21 protein-coding genes are annotated in these 19,887 nt (G+C 62.5%); 18 read left to right on the plus strand and 3 right to left on the minus strand.

The annotated features are described in order from the left end of the window. Positions 1–56: 56 nt before the first annotated feature. The 7 genes from B9Z34_RS12705 (at position 57) to B9Z34_RS12735 (ending at position 6,423) form a co-directional block, all read left to right on the plus strand. Positions 57–734 (plus strand): SDR family oxidoreductase, encoded by a 678-nt coding sequence (locus tag B9Z34_RS12705; RefSeq protein WP_108428495.1) that lies wholly within the window; start codon positions 57–59, stop codon positions 732–734. Between the two features lie 20 nt (positions 735–754). Further along, positions 755–1,882 carry an acyl-CoA dehydrogenase family protein gene (locus B9Z34_RS12710; RefSeq protein WP_108428496.1) on the plus strand — a complete coding sequence of 376 codons (1,128 nt, stop codon included), beginning with the start codon at positions 755–757 and terminating at the stop codon, positions 1,880–1,882. Between the two features lie 50 nt (positions 1,883–1,932). Further along, a complete protein-coding gene (gene trkA, locus B9Z34_RS12715; protein WP_108428497.1) occupies positions 1,933–3,324 on the plus strand; it encodes a Trk system potassium transporter TrkA in 1,392 nt (463 codons plus the stop codon). Next, positions 3,324–4,787 carry a TrkH family potassium uptake protein gene (locus B9Z34_RS12720; protein ID WP_108428498.1) on the plus strand — a complete coding sequence of 488 codons (1,464 nt, stop codon included), beginning with the start codon at positions 3,324–3,326 and terminating at the stop codon, positions 4,785–4,787. The genes trkA and B9Z34_RS12720 overlap by 1 nt, the downstream gene beginning before the upstream one ends. Positions 4,788–4,823: 36 nt before the next feature. Continuing rightward, positions 4,824–5,255, plus strand: coding sequence for a rhodanese-like domain-containing protein (locus B9Z34_RS12725; protein WP_108428499.1), 432 nt, complete (start codon positions 4,824–4,826; stop codon positions 5,253–5,255). A gap of 92 nt (positions 5,256–5,347) precedes the next feature. Beyond that, complete coding sequence (locus B9Z34_RS12730; RefSeq protein WP_108428500.1) at positions 5,348–5,740, plus strand: YchJ family protein; 393 nt, start codon at positions 5,348–5,350, stop codon at positions 5,738–5,740. A gap of 35 nt (positions 5,741–5,775) precedes the next feature. After that, the gene (locus tag B9Z34_RS12735; protein WP_108428558.1) at positions 5,776–6,423 is read left to right on the plus strand and encodes an HAD family phosphatase; all 648 of its coding nucleotides are present in this window, start codon (positions 5,776–5,778) and stop codon (positions 6,421–6,423) included. A gap of 20 nt (positions 6,424–6,443) precedes the next feature. Here B9Z34_RS12735 and B9Z34_RS12740 read toward each other — a convergent pair whose 3' ends face one another. Then, a complete protein-coding gene (locus B9Z34_RS12740) occupies positions 6,444–7,427 on the minus strand; it encodes an AraC family transcriptional regulator (protein WP_369907679.1) in 984 nt (327 codons plus the stop codon). A 191-nt stretch (positions 7,428–7,618) separates the two neighbouring features. On the opposite strand from B9Z34_RS12740, the gene B9Z34_RS12745 reads away from it, so the two are divergent. The 9 genes from B9Z34_RS12745 to B9Z34_RS12785 are packed head-to-tail and all read left to right on the plus strand — an operon-like array spanning position 7,619 to position 16,342. Next, positions 7,619–9,226 (plus strand): carboxyl transferase domain-containing protein, encoded by a 1,608-nt coding sequence (locus tag B9Z34_RS12745; protein ID WP_108428502.1) that lies wholly within the window; start codon positions 7,619–7,621, stop codon positions 9,224–9,226. Between the two features lie 44 nt (positions 9,227–9,270). After that, positions 9,271–9,591 carry a type II toxin-antitoxin system VapB family antitoxin gene (locus tag B9Z34_RS12750; RefSeq protein WP_108428503.1) on the plus strand — a complete coding sequence of 107 codons (321 nt, stop codon included), beginning with the start codon at positions 9,271–9,273 and terminating at the stop codon, positions 9,589–9,591. After that, the gene (locus B9Z34_RS12755; RefSeq protein ID WP_108428504.1) at positions 9,588–9,995 is read left to right on the plus strand and encodes a PIN domain-containing protein; all 408 of its coding nucleotides are present in this window, start codon (positions 9,588–9,590) and stop codon (positions 9,993–9,995) included. Before B9Z34_RS12750 ends, B9Z34_RS12755 begins: the two co-directional genes overlap by 4 nt. Beyond that, the gene (locus tag B9Z34_RS12760) at positions 9,983–10,519 is read left to right on the plus strand and encodes a DinB family protein (RefSeq protein WP_108428505.1); all 537 of its coding nucleotides are present in this window, start codon (positions 9,983–9,985) and stop codon (positions 10,517–10,519) included. Before B9Z34_RS12755 ends, B9Z34_RS12760 begins: the two co-directional genes overlap by 13 nt. Further along, positions 10,516–11,301, plus strand: a complete 786-nt coding sequence (locus B9Z34_RS12765) for an enoyl-CoA hydratase/isomerase family protein (RefSeq protein WP_108428506.1) — start codon at positions 10,516–10,518, stop codon at positions 11,299–11,301. Before B9Z34_RS12760 ends, B9Z34_RS12765 begins: the two co-directional genes overlap by 4 nt. A gap of 8 nt (positions 11,302–11,309) precedes the next feature. Then, positions 11,310–12,473: a S9 family peptidase gene (locus B9Z34_RS12770; protein ID WP_233249599.1), complete on the plus strand. Its 1,164-nt coding sequence runs from the start codon at positions 11,310–11,312 to the stop codon at positions 12,471–12,473. A 1-nt stretch (position 12,474) separates the two neighbouring features. Further along, positions 12,475–14,484, plus strand: a complete 2,010-nt coding sequence (locus tag B9Z34_RS12775) for an acetyl/propionyl/methylcrotonyl-CoA carboxylase subunit alpha (RefSeq protein WP_108428508.1) — start codon at positions 12,475–12,477, stop codon at positions 14,482–14,484. Between the two features lie 12 nt (positions 14,485–14,496). Next, a complete protein-coding gene (locus B9Z34_RS12780; protein WP_108428509.1) occupies positions 14,497–15,417 on the plus strand; it encodes a glyoxylate/hydroxypyruvate reductase A in 921 nt (306 codons plus the stop codon). Positions 15,418–15,433: 16 nt separating this feature from the next. After that, entirely contained in the window at positions 15,434–16,342 is a 909-nt protein-coding gene (locus B9Z34_RS12785) for a hydroxymethylglutaryl-CoA lyase (protein ID WP_108428510.1), read from the plus strand. A 49-nt stretch (positions 16,343–16,391) separates the two neighbouring features. On the opposite strand, the gene B9Z34_RS12790 is transcribed toward B9Z34_RS12785, so the two are convergent. Continuing rightward, the gene (locus tag B9Z34_RS12790; RefSeq protein ID WP_108428511.1) at positions 16,392–18,005 is read right to left on the minus strand and encodes a glycosyltransferase; all 1,614 of its coding nucleotides are present in this window, start codon (positions 18,003–18,005) and stop codon (positions 16,392–16,394) included. A gap of 284 nt (positions 18,006–18,289) precedes the next feature. After that, the gene (locus B9Z34_RS12795; protein ID WP_108428559.1) at positions 18,290–18,805 is read right to left on the minus strand and encodes a MarR family winged helix-turn-helix transcriptional regulator; all 516 of its coding nucleotides are present in this window, start codon (positions 18,803–18,805) and stop codon (positions 18,290–18,292) included. Between the two features lie 299 nt (positions 18,806–19,104). Between B9Z34_RS12795 and B9Z34_RS12800 the strand changes: the two genes are divergently transcribed. Both B9Z34_RS12800 and B9Z34_RS12805 read left to right on the plus strand, forming a co-directional pair. Beyond that, on the plus strand, positions 19,105–19,617 hold the full coding sequence (locus B9Z34_RS12800; protein WP_108428512.1) for a YbaK/EbsC family protein: 513 nt from the start codon (positions 19,105–19,107) through the stop codon (positions 19,615–19,617). Beyond that, positions 19,614–19,871 (plus strand): DUF1289 domain-containing protein, encoded by a 258-nt coding sequence (locus B9Z34_RS12805; RefSeq protein WP_108428513.1) that lies wholly within the window; start codon positions 19,614–19,616, stop codon positions 19,869–19,871. The genes B9Z34_RS12800 and B9Z34_RS12805 overlap by 4 nt, the downstream gene beginning before the upstream one ends. Positions 19,872–19,887 lie beyond the last annotated feature (16 nt).

The raw sequence follows: 19,887 nt of genomic DNA on the forward strand, positions 1-19,887 counted from the left end.
GACCTACGAGACTCAGACATTGATCGCCGCCAGTCGCGGCTCCTACGGAGAATGACATGGCAACAGTTTTGTTGATTGGTGCATCACGGGGAATTGGCCTTGAACTGGCTCGACAGTACCGAGATGCTGGCTGGCGCGTGATCGCCACTGCACGCAATACGGATGGTTTGGGGCGCTTGAAAGTCCTGGGCTGCGAAACCTTGCGTATGGATGTGGCCGACCCTGCGAGCAACAGCGGACTGTCATGGCAACTCGATGGCGAGAAGCTGGACTTGGCTGTTTATGTTGCCGGGGTGGGCGATCGGGACACTGCGGTTTCGCCGCCTACCCGAGACAAATTCGATCTGTTGATGCACACCAATGCCATGGGGCCCATGATGGTGTTGCCACAGATCGCACCCATGCTGGCTGAATCATCAGGTACGTTTGCGGTCATCAGCAGCCACTTCGGCAGTTTGACGTTGACCGAAACGAGTATGGCGGTGCTCTACCGTATGAGCAAGGCGGCTTCGAACATGTACATCCGAAGTGCTCAGCATGACTTCCCCGAAATTTGCTGTGTGGCCTTGCATCCAGGCTGGGTGCAGACCGATATGGGAGGACCGCAAGCGCCTGTCACAGTGCAAGACAGCGCCGCAAGCTTGCGTCAGACGCTGGAGACCGTGCGTAGCCAACGCGACCCGAAATACCGGGGCGCATTTTTGAACCACGACGGCCAGCCGCTGCCGTGGTGAACTGACAAAGAAAGACCGACATGCTGCTGACTCCCGACCAGGAAATGATCCGTGACGCCGTGCGCGACTTCGCCCAGCGCGAGCTGTGGCCGCATGCCGCCGAATGGGACAAAAAGCACCACTTTCCCAAAGACGTGCACAAGGGCCTGGCCGAATTGGGCGCGTATGGCATCTGCGTGCCCGAAGAGCTGGGCGGCGCGGGTCTGGACTATGTGACGCTGGCGCTGGTGCTCGAAGAGATCGCAGCCGGTGACGGCGGCACCAGCACCGTCATCAGCGTGACCAACTGCCCGGTGAACGCCATCTTGATGAAGTTTGGCAACGCGCAGCAAAAGAAGCAGTGGCTCGAACCGCTGGCACGCGGCGAGATGCTGGGCGCGTTTTGCCTGACCGAGCCGCATGTGGGCAGCGATGCGTCGTCTTTGCGCACGATGGCGGTGAAAGACGGCGACAGCTACGTCATCAACGGCGTCAAACAGTTCATCACCAGTGGCAAGAACGGAGACGTGGCCATTGTGATTGCCGTGACCGACAAGGGCGCAGGCAAAAAGGGCATGAGCGCCTTCCTCGTGCCGACCAATGCTCCGGGTTATGTGGTGGCGCGCCTCGAAGACAAGCTGGGCCAACATTCCAGCGACACCGCACAGATCAACTTTGACAACTGCCGCATCCCGGCCGAGAACCTGATTGGCAAAGAGGGCGAGGGCTATGGCATTGCGCTGGGCGGTCTCGAAGGCGGTCGTATCGGCATCGCTGCGCAAAGCCTGGGCATGGCCCGCAGCGCACTCGATGTGGCCATCGACTACGCCAAGCAGCGCGAGAGCTTTGGCACCGCCATCTTCAACCATCAGGCGGTGGGTTTCCGCCTGGCCGATTGCGCCACGCAGCTCGAAGCGGCGCGTCAGCTGATCTGGCACGCGGCCAGCCTGCGCGACGCGGGACGCCCTTGCCTCAAAGAGGCCGCCATGGCCAAGCTGTTTGCCAGCGAAGTGGCCGAAAAAGTCTGCTCGGCCGCCATCCAGACCCTGGGCGGCTACGGTTATGTGAGCGACTTCCCGGTCGAGCGCATCTACCGCGATGTACGCGTGTGCCAGATCTACGAAGGCACCAGCGACGTGCAGAAAATCATCATCCAGCGCGCACTTTGAGGGGGGTGACCGGGCGGCTGCCCCCAGCCGCTCACGTATGATTTCGGCTTATGAACATCATCATCCTGGGCGCAGGCCGCGTGGGCGAAAGCGTCGCTGAAAGCCTGGTCTCCGAGCAAAACGACATCACCGTCATTGACCAGGACCCGGCGCGCCTGCGTCTGCTCGAAGAGCGCCTGGACCTGCGCGGCGTGGTGGGCAACGGCATCCAGCCTTCGGTGCTGCAAGAGGCGGGTGCCAAAGACGCCGACATGCTGATCGCCTGCGCGGCGGCCGACGAATCGAATCTGGTGGTCTGCAAGATCGCCCACGACCTGTTCAACGTGCCCACCACCATCGCCCGGCTGCGTTCGCCCGAGTTCAACGAAGGCGACGAACTGCTGGGCAAATCGGGTTTCGCGGTGGACCATGTGATCTGCCCGGAAGAGTCGGTGATGCGCTACATCGAGCAGCTCATCCAGTACCCCGAGGCTTTGCAGGTGCTTGAATTTGCCGAGGGCCGGGTCAGCCTGATCGTGGTGCGCGCCGCGGCCGACAGCCTGCTGGTGAACCACACCATTGCCGAGTTCCGTGACCGTTTGCCCGATGCCCAGATGCGCGTGGTGGCCCTGTACCGCCAAGACGCCCAGGTCGACGCTGCGCCCGAGACGCGCATCCTGCCCGGCGACGAAGTCTTTGTGCTGGCCGACACCCGCAAGATCCGCATCGTGCTGGCCGGCATCCACAAAACCGACAAACCCGTGCAACGCCTGATGCTGGCAGGGGGCGGCAAAGTGGGCTTGCGCCTGGCGCGCATTCTGGCCAGCCAGTACGACGTGAAGCTGATCGAGCGCGACAAAAAGCGCTGTGAATACCTGGCCAGCCAGCTGCCCTCGAGCACACTCATCCTCAACGGCGACGGTGCCGACGAAGACTTGCTGCACGAAGAAAACGTGGGCGAGATGGACCTGTTTCTGGCGCTGACCAGCGACGACGAAGACAACATCATGTCCGCCATGCTGGCCAAGCGCATGGGCGCGCGGCGCGTCATGGCCCTGATCAACCGCCGCGCTTACGCCGACATGATGCAGGGCAGCACGATCGACATCGCGATCTCGCCCGCGCAAACCGTGATCGGCGAGCTGCTGGCGCATTTGCGCCGGGGTGATGTGGCGGCGGTACACAGCTTGCGCCGGGGCGCGGCCGAAGCGCTGGAGGGCATTGCGCGCGGCGACCTCAAAACCTCCAAGCTGGTCGGGCGACGCGTTGAGGAAATCAAGCTGCCCCCGGGCGTGAGCATGGGCGCCATTGTGCGGGGCGAGGGCAAAAAGTCCGAAGTCCTCATGCCGCACCACGACACCCTGATCGAGGCCGACGACCACATCATCCTGTTCATCCCCAACAAGCGCGATGTGCGTGCGGTGGAAAAACTGTTCCAGGTCAGCGCGACCTTTTTTGGCTGATGCTCAAGACCTTTTTCCCTGTGCTGTCGCTGATGGCGCGCATCCTGCTCGCGTTTTCGGTCACCTTTCTGGTGCCCGGCATCTGGGCCTGGTTTGAAGACCACCGCGACCTGCAGTGGATCTGGCTGGCGGGTTTCGGCCTGGCGGCCGTCAGCGGTTTGCTGTTGGCGGCCATCACCCAGCGCCATCGGCGCGAACTGCTGGCCAAAGACGGCTTCTTGCTGGTCAACTTGGTGTGGCTGGTGTTGCCCGCCTATTCGGCCTTGCCGCTCATGTTTCTGGTGCCCGAGATCACCTGGTTCAAGGCCTACTTTGAAGCCATGAGTGCGCTCACGGCCACCGGGGCCACGGCCTTGTCGGGGCTGGACCATTTGCCGGTGTCGGTGAACATTTGGCGCTGTTTTCTGCAGCTGATCGGTGGCCTGGGCATCATGCTGTTGGTGGTGGCGGTGCTGCCTTTGCTGGGGCTCGGCGGCGTGCAGCTGTACAAGGCCGAGACCCCCGGCCCCATGAAGGACACCAAATTCACCCCCCGCATCGCCGAGACGGCGCGGGGCCTTTGGGGCGTTTACTTCTTGTTTTCGGGCGCGTGTTGGCTGGCCTACCGCTGGGCGGGCATGAGCTGGGCCGATGCCTTCATGCACATGTGCACCACCATGGGCCTGGGTGGTTTTTCTTCGCATGACGCCAGCTTTGCGCACTTCAATTCACCCCTCATCGAAATGGTGGCCATCGTGTTCATGACGCTGGCGGGCATCAGTTTTGTGCGCTACTTCGTGGTGCTGCGCAGCCTGTCGCTCAAGCCCGTGACCGGCGACCATGAAATCCGCACCTATTTCGCGGTGCTGGTCTTGTCCACCTTGCTGCTCACTGGCCTGTTGCTGGCCCATGGGGTGTACACCGATGTGCCGCAGGCTTTGCGCGCCAGCGCTTTCCATGTGGTGTCGCTGGCCACCACCACCGGCTATGCCGCCACCGACTACGCCCAGTGGCCTGTTTTTGCACCGGTCATGCTGATGTTCCTGGGCTGCTTTGTGTCGTGCGCGGGCTCCACAGGCGGCGGCATCAAGATGGTGCGCATGATTTTGTTGATCAAGCAGGCCCGGCGCGAGCTGGTGCGCATCATCCATCCGCGTGTGGTCAACCCGGTCACCTTGGGCGGCGGCGTGTTGCCCATGTCGGTCATGACGGCGGTGCTGGGTTTCATGCTGATTTATGGCGCGGCCACCATGGGCCTGAGCATGTTGCTCTTGCTCAGCGGCATGGACATCGTCACCGCGTTCTCGGCGGTGATCGCCACCGTCAACAACATCGGCCCCGGGCTGGGCGAGGTGGGGCCGTCGGGCAACTTCGGCGGCCTGAGTCCGTTTCAGCTGGTTGTTCTGACTTTTGCCATGCTGCTGGGCCGACTGGAGTTGTTGTCGGTACTGGTGTTGTTCAGCGCCCACTTTTGGCGAAAATGACGAGGGCCCAAAGCCCCGATTGACAAGGAGACACACATGCCCATCACCAAAGGATTCCAGGCCCTCGTGGACGAGGCCATGGCCCAGGTCACCATGCACAGCGTGGATGACGTCCGCGCCCGCTTGAGCGACCCCCAAGTCCAGATCGTGGACATCCGCGACCCGCGCGAACTCGAACGCGAGGGCACCTTGCCCGGCGCCCTGCTCGCGCCCCGGGGCATGCTCGAATTCTGGGTAGACCCGGCTTCTCCCTACTTCAAGCCCGTGTTCGCCGACGAGAGCAAAGAGTTCATTCTGTTTTGCGGCGCAGGCTGGCGCAGCGCCCTGGCCACCAAAACCCTGCAGGACATGGGCATGACCAACGTGGCCCACATCGACGGTGGCTTTGCCGCCTGGAAAAAAGCCGCCGCTCCCACCGTCACGCTGGAGCAGCACAAGGCCGAAAGCGCAGCGCGCAAAGGCGCTTGATGCTGTTTTCCTGTAGGTCGGCGGCTTCAGCCCCGACAGACTGGAATGCCTCACCATGTCGGGGCTGAAGCCACCGACCTTCAAAAGAGTCCATGAATTTGTCCCCTTGCCCCTGCGGCCGTACCAATCCCAAAGGCCAGGCGCTGAGCCTGGCCCACTGCTGCGGCCCATTGCATGGCGGCGAGGCTGCACCCGATGCCGAACGGCTGATGCGCTCACGCTACAGCGCCTTCGTGCTGGGCAACGTGCCGTATTTGCTCGCCACCTGGCACCGCAGCCAGCGGCCTGCCGAATTGACACTCGAAGCAGGGGCCAAATGGCTGGGGCTGGACATTCGGCAGCACCGTGTCACGGGTGCCGACACCGCCGAGGTCGAATTTGTGGCGCGCTTTCGGGTGGGCGGTAAAGCGGTGCGCCAGCACGAACGCAGCCGCTTTGTGCGGGATGATGGGCGCTGGTTTTATGTGGACGGGGATGTGCTGTGAAGAGGGTGCAGAAGACCGCCCCGTATGATGACGCCATGAACTTTGAAGCCATTTTGTTTGACTGCGACGGCGTGCTGGTGGACAGCGAAGCCATCACCTGCGGCGTGCTGCGTGACATGTTTGAAGAGCAAGGCTGGCGCATGACGCTGGCCGAGTGCATGCAGCGTTTTGTGGGCCACACCGTCAAAAGCCAGCGCAGCACCATCGAAGCGCACACCGGCCAGCCGCTCACCGATGCGTGGCTGGAACAATTTTTTGCCCGACGCAACGAGCGCTTGACCCAAAGCATCACCGCCATCGACGGCGTGCACGAGGCGGTGGCGCATTTGCATGACCACTGCCAGGGCCGCATCGCGGTGGCCTCCGGTGCCGACCGCTTCAAGGTCGAGATGATGCTCCGGCAAGTGGGGCTGATGGATTTTTTTGAAGGCCGGATTTTCAGCGGGCATGAGATGCCGCGCAGCAAACCGCACCCCGACGTGTACCTGGCCGCTGCAGCTCATTTGAAAGTGGACCCGGCTCACTGCCTGGTGGTGGAAGACACCACGGTGGGCATCACGGCGGGCGTGGCCGCAGGGGCCACCGTGTGGGCTTATGCCGCGCCGCCCGCCGAGCATGCGCCGCTCTTACAGGCTGGGGCGCACCGGGTGTTCACCGGCATGCACGCGCTGCGCCTGGCTTGAGCCCGGATGGACGGGGATTTTCAAGGCAATCTGGCCAGCCTGAACTCTTCAGGCGTCTGCCCCGTCCAGCTCTTGAACGCCCGCATGAAACTCTTCTCGTTCTGAAACCCTACCTCGGCCGCGATCTGTTTGATCGGGCGCTGCGTGCGCAGCAGCAGGTCGGTGGCCAGGTCGCGGCGCACCGCGTCTTTGAGCTGCTGCAGGCTTGCGCCTTCTTCTTTCAATTGTCGGTGCAGGGTGCGGGCCGACAGGTTGAGCCAGGCAGCCAGGTCGTCGGCATTGCGGCTGTGCTCAGGGTGCTCGGCCAGGGTCTGGCGCACTTTCTCCACCAACAGGCGGTCGCGCCGGTAAGGCCGCACGGTGAGCAACAGTGCGCGCTGCAGCATGCGCTGCAGGGCAGCCTCGTCGCGGCGCACGGGCAGGCTCAGGTAGCCTGCGTCAAACTGCAGGCTGTGCTCGGGCGCGTTGAATTGGGTCGGTCCGTCAAACAGCACCCGGTAGCTGCCCGCGTGCGGCGGCGGGGCAAAACGCAAGGTGGTTTGCAGCAAGGGGATGCGCGAATCGGTCAGCCAGCAGGCCACGCCCAGCGCGTTGCGCAGCACCGAGACCACGGCAAATTCCTGCAAAACGCCCAGCTCGCGTTGCTCGGTCAATTGCAGGCTGGCCACGCCCTGGCTCTGGCTGACTTGCAATTGGATGTCGTCGGTCAGCAGGCCGTGGTGCCGGCACCATCGCGCCAGCGCCACGCCCAGGGTGGGGGAGGTCAGCGAGGCGCGCACCAGCATGCCGTAACTGCCCCAGGGCAGGCGGCGGCTGAACCAGCCCAGGGCCTCGTCGTCCAACTCGCGCATGGCACTGGCCGAGAGCCATTCCATTTGCAAAGCGGTGATGCGCGCATCGGGTTGGTCCAGTAAGTTTGGCGCAATTTGTGCCGAGGACAGCGCTGGCAAAGGGTCCATTCCCCGTTGGGCATAGGCCGCCACGATGGCTTTGACAAAAGCCATGGGCGTCTCGGCACGACCGGTCGTTCCGAGGCTGGCAAGGGGGGTGGCAGCAGGATTCATGGCAGCATAAATTGTGGCACGATTTGCAACCCATTTGACACCCCACTCTTGCCCAGCCGCCTTTAAGCTGGAGGGCATTGCACGTTCAATGCGCCCAGGCCAAGCCCTGCGGCGCAAGCCAAGGAAGCCCTATGACCGTTTTGCACTCCCAACTGAACCCGCGTTCTGCCGATTTTCAGCACAACGTCGCCGCCATGCGCGGCCTGGTCGATGACCTGCGTGCCCACCTCGAGCGCGTAGCCCAAGGTGGTGGCGAAGCCGCCCGCGCCAAACACACCGCCCGGGGCAAGCTGCTGCCGCGTGACCGTGTGCAGATGCTGCTTGACCCCGGAACGCCTTTCTTGGAAGTCGCGCCGCTGGCCGCGCTCAACATGTACAACAACGACGCGCCCAGCTCCGGGGTGATCGTGGGCATTGGCCGCGTGAGCGGGGTCGATTGCATGATCGTGTGCAACGACGCCACGGTGAAGGGCGGCACCTATTACCCGATGACGGTGAAAAAGCATTTGCGTGCGCAAGAGATCGCGCAGCAAAACCGCCTGCCCTGCATCTATCTGGTGGATTCGGGCGGTGCCAACCTGCCCAACCAGGACGAAGTTTTCCCCGACCGCGACCACTTCGGCCGCATCTTTTTCAACCAGGCCAACATGAGCGCACTGGGCATCGCACAGATCGCCGTGGTCATGGGCTCGTGCACGGCCGGTGGCGCCTATGTGCCTGCGATGAGCGACGAGACCATCATCGTCAAGAACCAGGGCACGATCTTTTTGGGTGGCCCACCTTTGGTGAAGGCCGCTACCGGTGAGGTGGTGAGCGCTGAGGACCTGGGCGGTGGCGATGTGCACACGCGCTTGAGTGGCGTGGCCGACCACCTGGCGCAAAACGATGTGCACGCGCTGGCGCTGGCGCGCCAAGCCGTGAAAAACCTCAATGCGCAAAAGGCCCCGAACATCGCCACGCACGCGCCTGTGCCCCCCAAGTTCGATGCGCAAGAGCTGTACGGCGTGATCCCGACAGACACGCGCAAGCCCTTTGACGTGCGCGAGATCATCGCCCGCATCGTCGATGGCTCGGAGTTCGACGAATTCAAGTCGCGCTTTGGCACCACCTTGGTCTGCGGCTTTGCCCGCATCGAAGGCATGCCGGTGGGCATCATCGCCAACAACGGCATCTTGTTCAGCGAATCAGCCTTGAAGGGTGCGCACTTCATCGAGCTGTGCTGCCAGCGCAAGACGCCGCTGGTCTTCTTGCAGAACATCACCGGCTTCATGGTCGGTCGCAAATACGAAAACGAAGGCATCGCCCGCAACGGCGCCAAGATGGTCACGGCCGTGGCCACCGCCGCAGTGCCCAAGTTCACCATCATCATCGGCGGCAGCTTTGGCGCGGGCAACTACGGCATGTGCGGCCGCGCTTACAGCCCCCGATTCTTGTGGATGTGGCCGAACGCGCGCATCAGCGTCATGGGCGGCGAGCAGGCCGCGAGCGTGCTGGCCACTGTCAAGCGCGACGGCATCGAAGCCAAGGGCGGCCAGTGGAGCATGGAGGAAGAAGAGGCCTTCAAGGCCCCGATCAAGCAGCAATACGAAGACCAGGGCCACCCCTATTACGCCACCGCCCGCATCTGGGACGACGGCATCATCGACCCGGCCGACACCCGCCGTGTGCTGGCGCTGGGCTTGAGCGCATCGCTGAACGCCCCGATTCCCGAGACGAAATTTGGACTTTTCCGCATGTGATGTGTATGATTTTGTAAATTCATACACATTGAAGGGGGTTCAAAATGCGCACCAACATCGTGATCGACGACAAGCTCATGGCCGATGTCATGGCTTCGGGAGATTTCAAGACCAAGAAGGAAGCGGTCGAAGAAGGCTTGCGTCTGCTCAAGCGCAAAAAGGCGTATGCCGCTTTGTTGGCCGCGCATGGCACCTTGTTTTGGGACGACTCCGACGAAGCATGGGCCAAGGCGCGCGAAGAAGGGCAACTTGCAGAGACCGTGCAAGAACCTGTTGCGACTTATGCGGTCAAGCCCGCTGTCAAAGCTCGAAAATCTCAAGCAGGCGCTGAATCCAAGCTGGGTGGGAAAGGCAAGTCAGCATGATTTTGGTGGACTCCAGCGTGCTGATCGATCACTTTCGAGGCACGATCAACCCACAGACCCAACAGTTAAAGCGCTGGCTCTCTGGGGAAGATGGGCCGCCCGACATTGGTGTAGCCGATCTGGTTATTTTTGAAGTGGTGCGAGGCTTCTCCACAGCCAGTGCCCAGGCCCGGGCGCGGGAGCTCCTGCTGGACTTGGAGGTGGTGGAAATTGGTGGCCTCGATAACGCCCTGCAGGCGGCCACACTCTATCAACGGTTGCGCCAATCTGGCCGCACCGTACGCAGCCCCATCGACGTGCTATTGGCCAGCTACTGCATGACGCACGGCCACACCCTGCTGCACCGCGACACCGACTTTGAATCGCTCAAAACTTTGGGAGGCTTGGACACATGGCCGCACTGAACAACGCATCGACTTGGCACACCCACTTCTCGCGCCAGGCCCGCTACCACGTCTGGGTCACGCACCGCCTGCTCGAAGCGGTCTCGCGCGTGTCCGATGCAGACTATCGGCGCGACGTGGGCCTGTTCTTCCAAAGCATCCACGGCACGCTGAACCACATGCTGGTGGCCGAGCACTTGCTCTGGTATCCGCGTTTTGCCAAAGGCGCATCGCCGGTGCTGGCGTTGAACAGCGAAATTGAACCCGATCGCGAACGCCTGGCGCAGGCACTCAAGGGCGGATCGGCCAACTGGACACCCCTGATCGCCAGCTGGAGCGCCGAGCGTTTTGATGGCCAACTGGACTACCGGACCAGCAAGGGCGACCCCCTGTCCTTGCCCTTTGCGGCCACTTTGTCGCATGTGTTCAACCACGCTACCCATCACCGTGGGCAAATCACGGCAGCCTTGACGGCCATGGGCCAGCCTTGCCCCGAGCTGGACATGGTGTATTTCCTTTTGGCAGAACAAACCCCCAAAGCATGAGCACAGCACTGAACATTTCCACCCAAGGCGGCGTGCACACCATCACGCTGTCGCGCCCCGACGTGCGCAACGCCTTCAACGACGAAGTCATTGCCGAGCTGAAAAACGCCTTTCTGGCAGTGGCCCAGGACAGCACGGTGCGCTGCGTGGTGCTGGCCGCCGAGGGACCCGCGTTTTGTGCCGGCGCAGACCTGAACTGGATGCGCCGCATGGCCGACTACACCCAGGGTGAAAACCTGGCCGATGCGGGCGAGCTGGCCGCGATGCTGCGTGCGATTTATGAATGCCCCCAGCCGACCATCGCCCGCGTGCAAGGCGATGTGTATGCGGGGGGCATGGGCCTGGTGGCGGCGTGTGACATGGCGGTGAGCGTGGACACGGCCCACTATTGCCTGAGCGAAGTCAAGCTGGGCCTGATCCCCGCCACCATCAGCCCCTATGTGATCCGCGCCATGGGTGCGCGTGCGGCGCACCGCTACTTTTTGACGGCCGAGCGCTTTGGCTCGGCCGAGGCGCACCGCATTGGTCTGGTGCATGAGGTGGTCAGCGCCGATGCGCTGGACGCGAAAGTGGCCGAGTTGACGCAAGCGCTGGTCAACGCCAGCCCCCACGCCGTGCGTGCCTGCAAGAAGCTGGTGCAGGATGTGGCCGAACGCGAGATCAACGATGCGCTGGTGCGTCAGACGGTAGAGGGCATCGCCGACATCCGCGCCAGCAGCGAAGGCAAAGAGGGCGTGCAGTCCTTCTTGCAAAAACGCAAACCCGGCTGGTTGCTGCCTTAAAAATGCGCATGACTTTGAAACTTTGGACCGTGCTGGTTTGGCTGCTGGGGCTGTTGCTGGTCCCTGTGCGTGCGCAGACCTCTTCGGAGGCGCTTCCGACGGCCATGGATTTGCACGAACAGGTTCATCGCATTCCGGTGTCGGTGCAGGATCTTTACGGTCGCCGTGAGCAACGTCAAATTCCAGTCACCGTGTTCAAACCCGCTGGGCAAGGGCCGTTTCCCATGGTGGTGTTGAACCACGGTCGTGCCACCAGCCGCGAAAAAATGGCCCAGCCTTCGCGTTACCGCTATGAACAGCAGGCCCGTTATTTCGTGGGCAAGGGCTTTGTGGTCATGGTCCCTACGCGGGTTGGTTATGGAGAAACCTTCGACGGCTTTGATCCTGAGTCCAGCGGTGGTTGCAGCCAACCACGCATTGAACCCATGAGCCTGGCCGCATCGGACCAAGTGATTGCGGTGGCCGAATTCGCGCGCAGCCTGCCATTTGTCGACGCCACGCGGTGGTGGGTCATGGGCCAGTCGGTCGGCGGCTTGACCACGGTGGCCACCGCCTGGCGCAATCCGCCCGGCTTGCAAGGGGCTGTCAATTTTGCGGGGGGAACGGGTGGCGATCCTGTGGCGCGACCCGGCCGATCGTGTTCGTCAACGCAGATTGAACAGCTCTGGAAGTCCCGTGCCGCTCAGGCCAAGGCACCCATGCTCTGGCTGTATTGGGAAAACGACCTGTTTTGGGGGGCACAGGCCCCCAAAGATTGGCACCGGGCTTGGGTCGAGGGCGGCGGGCAGGCCGAGTTTCATCAGCTGCCAGCGGTGGGCCAGGACGGGCACTCGGGGTTCAGCATCGACATGGACCGCTGGGTGCCCTTGGTCGACGCTTTTCTGGCCAAAGCCGGTTACACCCAGGCGGCATTGCCCCCTGTGCCGGGGCCCAGTGACTTTGCCAAGATCGATGAGATCGACAAAGTGCCCGTCGGGGCCGAGACCCGGCAAAACCTGTACACCCGTTTTCTGGCCAGCCCTTTGCCTCGCGCTTTCGCCATCGGCCCCGGTGGTGCCGGCTTTGCCACAGGCGACTGGGCTGTGGGTCGCGCATTGGGTTTTTGCCAGGCACGCCGGGGCATCACCTGCAAGTTGTACGCCGTAGATAACCAAGTGGTTTGGAGAAACTGACATGTTCAAAAAAATACTGATCGCCAACCGTGGCGAAATCGCCTGCCGTGTCGCGGCCACCGCCCGTCGCATGGGCATCCAGACCGTGGCCATTTATTCGGACGCCGATGCCGGGGCCAAGCATGTTCAAGCGTGTGACGAGGTCGTGCATGTGGGCGGCTCGGCCCCCAAAGACAGCTACCTGCGCTGGGAGCGGATTTTGCAAGCGGCCAAAGACACGGGCGCTGAGGCCGTGCACCCCGGCTACGGCTTTTTGAGCGAAAACGAAGACTTTGCCAAGGCCTGCGCCGCAGCGGGTTTGGTGTTCATCGGCCCGCCTGCCTCGGCGATTTTGGCGATGGGCCTCAAGGCCGAGTCCAAGCGCTTGATGGAGCAAGCCGGTGTGCCGCTGGTGCCCGGTTACCACGGGGCCGACCAAGACCCCGCGCTGCTGCAGCGCGAGGCCGACCGCATCGGTTACCCCGCCCTCATCAAGGCCAGCGCCGGTGGCGGCGGCAAGGGCATGCGGGTGGTCGAAAAGTCCGAGGACTTTGCGGCGGCTTTGGCCAGCTGCCAGCGCGAGGCCATCAACAGCTTTGGCAGTGATGCGGTGTTGATCGAAAAGTATGTGCAGCGCCCACGACACATCGAGATCCAGGTGTTTGGCGACACGCAAGGCAACTGCGTGTATTTGTTTGAGCGCGATTGCTCGGTGCAGCGCCGCCACCAGAAGGTGCTGGAAGAAGCCCCGGCCCCCGGCATGACCGAAGCCCTGCGTGCACAAATGGGCGCAGCGGCTGTGGCCGCCGCCAAAGCGGTGAATTACGTGGGTGCGGGCACGGTGGAATTCATCGTCGAGCAAACGGCGTATGACCAGCCTGAGTCGATGAAGTTCTATTTCATGGAAATGAACACCCGATTGCAGGTGGAGCACCCGGTGACCGAAGCCATCACCGGCCTCGATCTGGTCGAGTGGCAGTTGCGTGTGGCCAGTGGCAAGCCGCTGCCTTTGCGTCAGGAGCAGCTGCGCATCCAGGGTCACGCCATCGAGGCGCGCATTTGCGCCGAAAACCCCGACAACAACTTCTTGCCCGCCACCGGCACACTGCAGGTCTACCGCAAGCCAAAAGCCACCAGCTTCGAGCGCGGCACGGTGCGTGTGGACGACGGCGTGCGCGAGGGCGACACCATCAGCCCGTTTTACGACTCCATGGTGGCCAAGCTCATTGTGCATGGCGACACGCGCGAGCAAGCGCTGGCCCGGCTCGACACCGCCTTGGCACAGACCCACATCGTGGGCCTGAACACCAATGTGCAGTTCTTGCGCCATGTGGTCCGCAGTGACGCCTTTGCCACCGCCAAGCTTGACACCGCGCTGATCCAGCGCGAAGCCGCCGTGCTGTTCCAGCAGGAAACCGTGGGCTTGCCCGCCGCTGTGGCTGCGGTGGTGGCGCACACCCTGCACGCCGAAAAAGCCCTGCAGGGCGCAGACCCCTTCAGCCGCCGCGACGGCTGGCAGTCGCACGGCCTGTCACAACGCCGCTTTGAATTTGTCTGGCAAGATCAGCCGCGTTCGGCGCGTTTGAATTATTTGCACGACGGCGCTGTGAGCCTGTCGCTGGAAGGCGACGAAGCCGCATCTGGCGTGCTGACTTTTGCTGCCGATGGCGCAGGCCTGTGGGTGCAGTGGGGCAGCGCCCCGCGAGTTTTCACTCAGCTCGACTGGCAAGGCGAAACCGCGCACCTCTTCACGCCCCAGGGCGCGACGCGCATCACCGTGCTCGATCCGTTGGCGCACGCTGGCGAAGCCGCGCAGGAAGGCGGGCGGCTCACAGCCCCCATGCCCGGCAAGGTGGTGTCCTTTGCCGTCAAGGCGGGTGACAAGGTCAAAGCCGGTCAACCGCTGGCGGTCATGGAAGCCATGAAGATGGAGCACACCATCAGCGCGCCCAAAGACGGCGTGGTGGCCGAGCTGTTGTACGCACCGGGTGACCAAGTCGCCGACGGGGCAGAGCTGCTCAAGCTGGGCTGACAAAATCGGTCCATGAACATCACCATCTGCTTTGACAAGCTCGACCCAGCCCCCTGGGTGCAGGGCCTGCAACAAGCCTTCCCAGAGGCCACAGTGTCGGCCTGGGCCCCCGGTGTACCACCCGCCGATCACGCCATTGTCTGGGCACCGCCCCAGCAGTTCATCGACGAGCAGCCGGGCCTGCAAACTCTGTTCAACATCGGTGCGGGTGTGGACGCCTTGCTGAAGCTGAAGCTGCCGTCCAGCCTGAAGGTGGTGCGCCTGGACGATGCGGGCATGTCGGTGCAGATGGCCGAATATGTGTGCCATGCGGTGATCCGGCATTTTCGCGAGTTCGATGGCTACGACGCCGACACGCTAGCGGGCAAATGGTCTTACCGCAAACCACGCAGCCGCGCCGACTTTGCGGTGGGCGTCATGGGCCTGGGTGTGCTGGGCGAGCGCGTGGCCAAAGCCTTGCAGGTGTTTGAGTTCCCGGTCAACGGCTACAGCCGCAGTCCCAAAAACCTGCCCGGCATCCGCTGCTTCAGCGGGGCGCAAAGCCTGCCCGAATTCCTGCAGGCCACGCGCGTGCTGGTCAACCTGATGCCGCTCACGCCCGAGACCGAAAACATCCTGAACCGGGCCACCCTCGCGCAGCTGCAAAAAGGCGGCTATGTCATCAACGTGGCCCGTGGCAAGCATTTGGTGGACGAAGACCTGATCGCCCTGATCGACAGCGGCCATCTGGCTGGCGCCACGCTCGACGTGTTCCGCACCGAGCCCCTACCTGCCGATCACTCATTTTGGCGTCACCCGAAAATCACCGTGACCCCGCACACTTCGGCCCGTACCCTGCGCGAAGAAAGCATCGCGCAAATCGTGGGAAAAATGCGGGCGCTGCAGCGCGGTGAACCCATCCGTGGCGTGGTGGACCACCACCGCGGTTATTGAACATTCAGAGAACCCCATGACCCTCCCTTCACGCGTTCAACTCATCGAAGTCGGCCCCCGCGACGGTTTGCAAAACGAAAAGCAGCCGGTGCCTGCCGAGGTCAAAATCGGTTTGGTGCACCGCCTGCAGGCTGCGGGCCTGACCGAGATCGAGGTCACCAGTTTTGTGTCGCCGAAGTGGGTGCCGCAGATGGCCGATAACGCGGTCGTGATGGCGGGCATCGCGCGCCAAGCGGGTGTGCGCTACTCGGTGCTGACGCCCAACATGGTGGGCTTTGAGGCGGCGGTGGCTTCGAAGCCCGACGAGATCGTGGTCTTTGGTGCGGCCAGCCAGGCCTTCAGTCAGAAGAACATCAACTGCTCCATCGAAGAAAGCATGGAACGCTTTGCGCCTGTGGTGCAAGCGGCGCTGGCGGCGGGCATCGCGGTGCGCGGGGCCATGAGCTGCACCGTGGGTTGTCCTTACGAAGGCGAAGTTTCACCGGCCAGCGTGGCCCATCTGGCGGGTTTGATGAAACAGATCGGTGTGCAGCGTGTGGACGTGGCCGACACCATTGGCACGGGCACACCCCTCAAGGTGCAGCGTGCCATCGAGGCCACGCTGCAGCACTTCGACATCGACCACATCTGCGGCCACTTTCACGACACCTACGGTCAGGCGCTGGCCAACACCTTGGCCGCGTTGCAGATGGGCGTGTGGAACTTCCAGTCGTCGGTGGCGGGTCTGGGCGGTTGCCCTTATGCCAAGGGCGCCACGGGCAACGTGGCCACCGAAGACGTGGTGTACATGCTGCACGGCATGGGCATTGCCACCGGCATTGACCTCAACAAGCTGGTGGATGCGGGGGTGTTCATCAGCGATTTTCTGGGCCGCCAACCGAACTCGAACGTGGCCAAGGCCTTGTTGAACAAACGGGCGGGTTGAGCGTGTGGGGGCAGGGTGTGTGCCACGCCCATCGCTCACGGAGTGGGCTTTAAGACCCGTTGCCCGCCGACGGACCTCTTTCGGCTTGGGCCGCATCTTCTTCCACTGCGAGCGCCAGCGCCGCAGTCAGTTCGTCAAAGTGTGCGATTTCGGTCACGCCTGCGATGGTTTTGAGGCGGGGCGATTTGGGCTCGATCGTCCAGGCCCGGTCGGCTTGGCTGAGCATGTCCACGTCGTTGTCGTTGTCACCCACGGCCCAGATGGTGTCAAAGCGCGGCACGATGCGTTCGCTGCGAAACTGCGTCAGCACATGGTGCTTGGAAATGCCGATGTGCGCAGAGGCTGGGTCTGGCGCGTTACGGTCGGGCAAAAAGGCGCTGTTGATGCTCAACTCGCCCGTGCACACATCGCCTTGAAACTGCACCGTGTGCGCCAGCGCAAAGTCGGCAAAGATGCGTTTTCTCAGCACCTCGGCGGCCACAAAATAACTGTCGGACACCACACCCACCATGAAACCGGCCCGCTTGAAGGCCTTCACGCACTCGATCACGCCGGGCCGGATGGGCATGGCCTTGGCCAGAGCCTCGAACTTTTGGCGGTGCACAAATCGGAAAATTTGCGCGATGTTGGCACTGCGCGTCAGCGCGTCCGGGTTGCCGCCGTTCAGGTGCTTGTTCAGCTCCTCCACCTGGCCTGTGGCTTGCGCCAGCAAGGTGGCAAATCGGCTGGTAGTCACGGTGCCATCCATGTCCAGGAGCAGCAGTTTTGTGCGGTTTTTCTGGCGTGTGATGGCGTAGTCCCAGGAGGCGGTGGCCTGGCGCTGGCTTTCGTACATGGCCGTGATTTGCTCCACATGCAGTCGGCCCGATTCGCGGGCGCGGCTGTAGATCACGCGCGAGACCTCGTTGGCCATCGACGTCAGGTCCAGCAACGGCTGGCTGTCGTGTTCTAGGTGGCCTATGTCCACCTCGGCCAACTTGGCGTTGGCCCGCCAGGCATCGATCAGCAGGCCGATGTCCACGCCGTAGCCATCTTCGAACGTGAGTTGCTGCAGCAGTGACTTGCGTGCCGCAATGATGCCGCCCAGGGGTTGGTTGAAGTGCGCCAGTTCCGGGAAAAACACCTTGAGCATGGGTTTGGCCGTGAGTTCGGTCACGCGACCGCCGCCCCGGCCAAACCGGGCTTTCACAAATTCAGCCTGGCCCGCAATCAGGGGCCGGGCCAGGTCGCTGATGATGCCGCTGCGCAGGCCTTTGAGGTCACCATCGAGGTAGACCAGAATTTCGCTTTGCGCCACCCGCGCCCCATCGGCCATGGAGGCCCCCTTGCCCAGCAAACTGCTGGTGATCACGCGCGCGCCGGCCTCGCGGGCCAGGCTCACGGTGCTGTCGACCGAGCTGTCGTCTACCACGATCACCTCGGCTGTGGCCGAATCGCTCAGGGCATAACGCACCACATCGGCGATGCGCTTTTGCTCGTTCAAGGCGGGGATGATGACGCTGACGCACGGCTGCAGCGGGGCTTCGAGCCGCAACGGGGCGGGTATGGGTGCCGTGGGCACGGATGTGACCTTGTCCGGCTTTTGCCATGAGGCCAGGCGATGGCTGAGCCAGCGCCGGATGCTTTGCCATGTTCCTTGCCATGTGCGTTGCCAAATGTTCATGGATGTTCACCTTTCGGGTAGATGCAAGCTGGGCGGCGGGCGTCTGGTGGCCCGGTGCGGTGTCCGACACGGCCGCTGGCTGCGTGATGAACCTGAAGACTCAGGTGCGGGCCTGCCCGTGGGTGGCCCATCAAGGGCAATCGGCTGCCCATCGAAGGATCATTTTACATTTGAGCAAATGCAAATCCATTGAAAGCTGGACACAAAGCGGCTTGGCCTTTTGTCACCAAGGTGCCAGCTTGGACTGGGCAGAGTGCAAATTCCAGTGTTCGCAGGCCGGTGGCTCACATCATGGCGATGGGGGTGTGTGCGGCTTGCTCGTCCACTTCCAGGCGGTTGATCAGCGCCGACAGATTGCGCTCGAGTTGCAGCAGTGTCACCTCGTCCATGCGCTGCAAGGCGTGGGGCAGAACACCTGCAAACGGGCCGGGAATTTTTTTGAGCAGTTTCAGACCTTCGGGCAGCACATACAACTCCACCACGCGGCGGTCGCTGCTGGATTTTTCGCTGTGCAACAGGCCGCTTTTGATCAGAGAGCGCACCAGGTTGCTGGTGGTGGACTGGTGGATGTCCATCAGGGCGGCCAATTGCGTGACCCTTAGGCCTTGGTGCTGGGCTACCAGGCTTAAGGCCCAGACCTGCGCACCGCCGATGCCGGACTGCTTTTCCATGGTCTGGAAATGGCGTCTGACGGTGTTGAAAATCAGCCTGAATTGACGCAAGACGCGGGCGGCATGGTCATCCAAAGCGGGGTATTCGCCGGTGTTAGGCGGTGTACGCTGGGCAGTAAGGGGGGGCATGGTGGCACGCAAGCAGAAGTGAACAAAGCATACGCCAAAGCGTCCAGATCATCATGGCCCGTGAGCGGAAAAAAAGGGATGCAAGCCTCCCTGAAGCCTTGTTCTGGCCTTGAAAAGGGAGAGCTATTGCATTGGTACAAATAAAATGGGTTGAAGTTGAAAACCTGAGCATGGATGGGGCAAGTCCTCTCATGCACACCCGCCAGGTACTTGAGCATCTGCCCCATATCCGGCCGGGGCATCCACTTGCACGCACAATGGAGGTTCTGTTTTTTCAAGAGCCACACAGTGTCGCGAAGATGAGTCCATTCGAACATCAGCTTTTGCCCGAAGGGGTACAGCGCGTGAAGGCAGCCTTACAAGCTGCAAGCCATTCCCACGCCCCGGTCATGCTCGATGGTGCTGCCCGCACCGCGCAAGAAGCCGCAGACGGCTTGGGTGTGCAGCTGGGCCAGATTGCCAAGAGCGTCATCTTCAAACGCAAAGAGGACGGTGCGGCCGTGCTGGTGGTCACTTCGGGTGACCGCCGGGTGGATGAGAAGAAAGTTTCGGCTTTGGTGGGCAAGGTGGGCCGTGCGGACGCCGACTTTGTGAAGGCGCAAACCGGTTTCAGCATTGGCGGCGTTTCGCCTGTGGCGCACCTGAACCCGCCCGTGACCCTGCTGGATCAGGACCTGTGGCGTTTTGACGTGGTCTGGGCCGCCGCAGGGCATCCGCATGGCGTGTTCCAGTTGCAGCCCGAAGACCTCAAGCGCCTGACCGGCGCGCCCGTGGTGGATGTGGTCCAAACCCTGCAAGAGGCTCGTGCATGAGCGAACATTATTGGAAAAAGCTGGGTGAACGCGCTGCTCAGGTGTTGGCGCAGCCGTTGCCACCCGAACCCCATTCGGTGCCTTCACCTTGCGTGTCCCTTTGCCTGATGCACCCCAGCGCTGGCTGGTGTGATGGGTGCTTGCGTACCTTGTCCGAAATCGGGGGCTGGAGCCGTGCCAGCGAGGAAGAAAAACGGGCGGTGTGGGTGCAAATTCCGGAGCGCCTGCGCAAGCGGCAGGCGATGGCGCGCTGAGTGCGCACTGTTGTTG

It is taken from the genome of Limnohabitans sp. Hippo3 (genome assembly GCF_003063665.1).
Lineage (GTDB): Bacteria > Pseudomonadota > Gammaproteobacteria > Burkholderiales > Burkholderiaceae_C > Limnohabitans_A.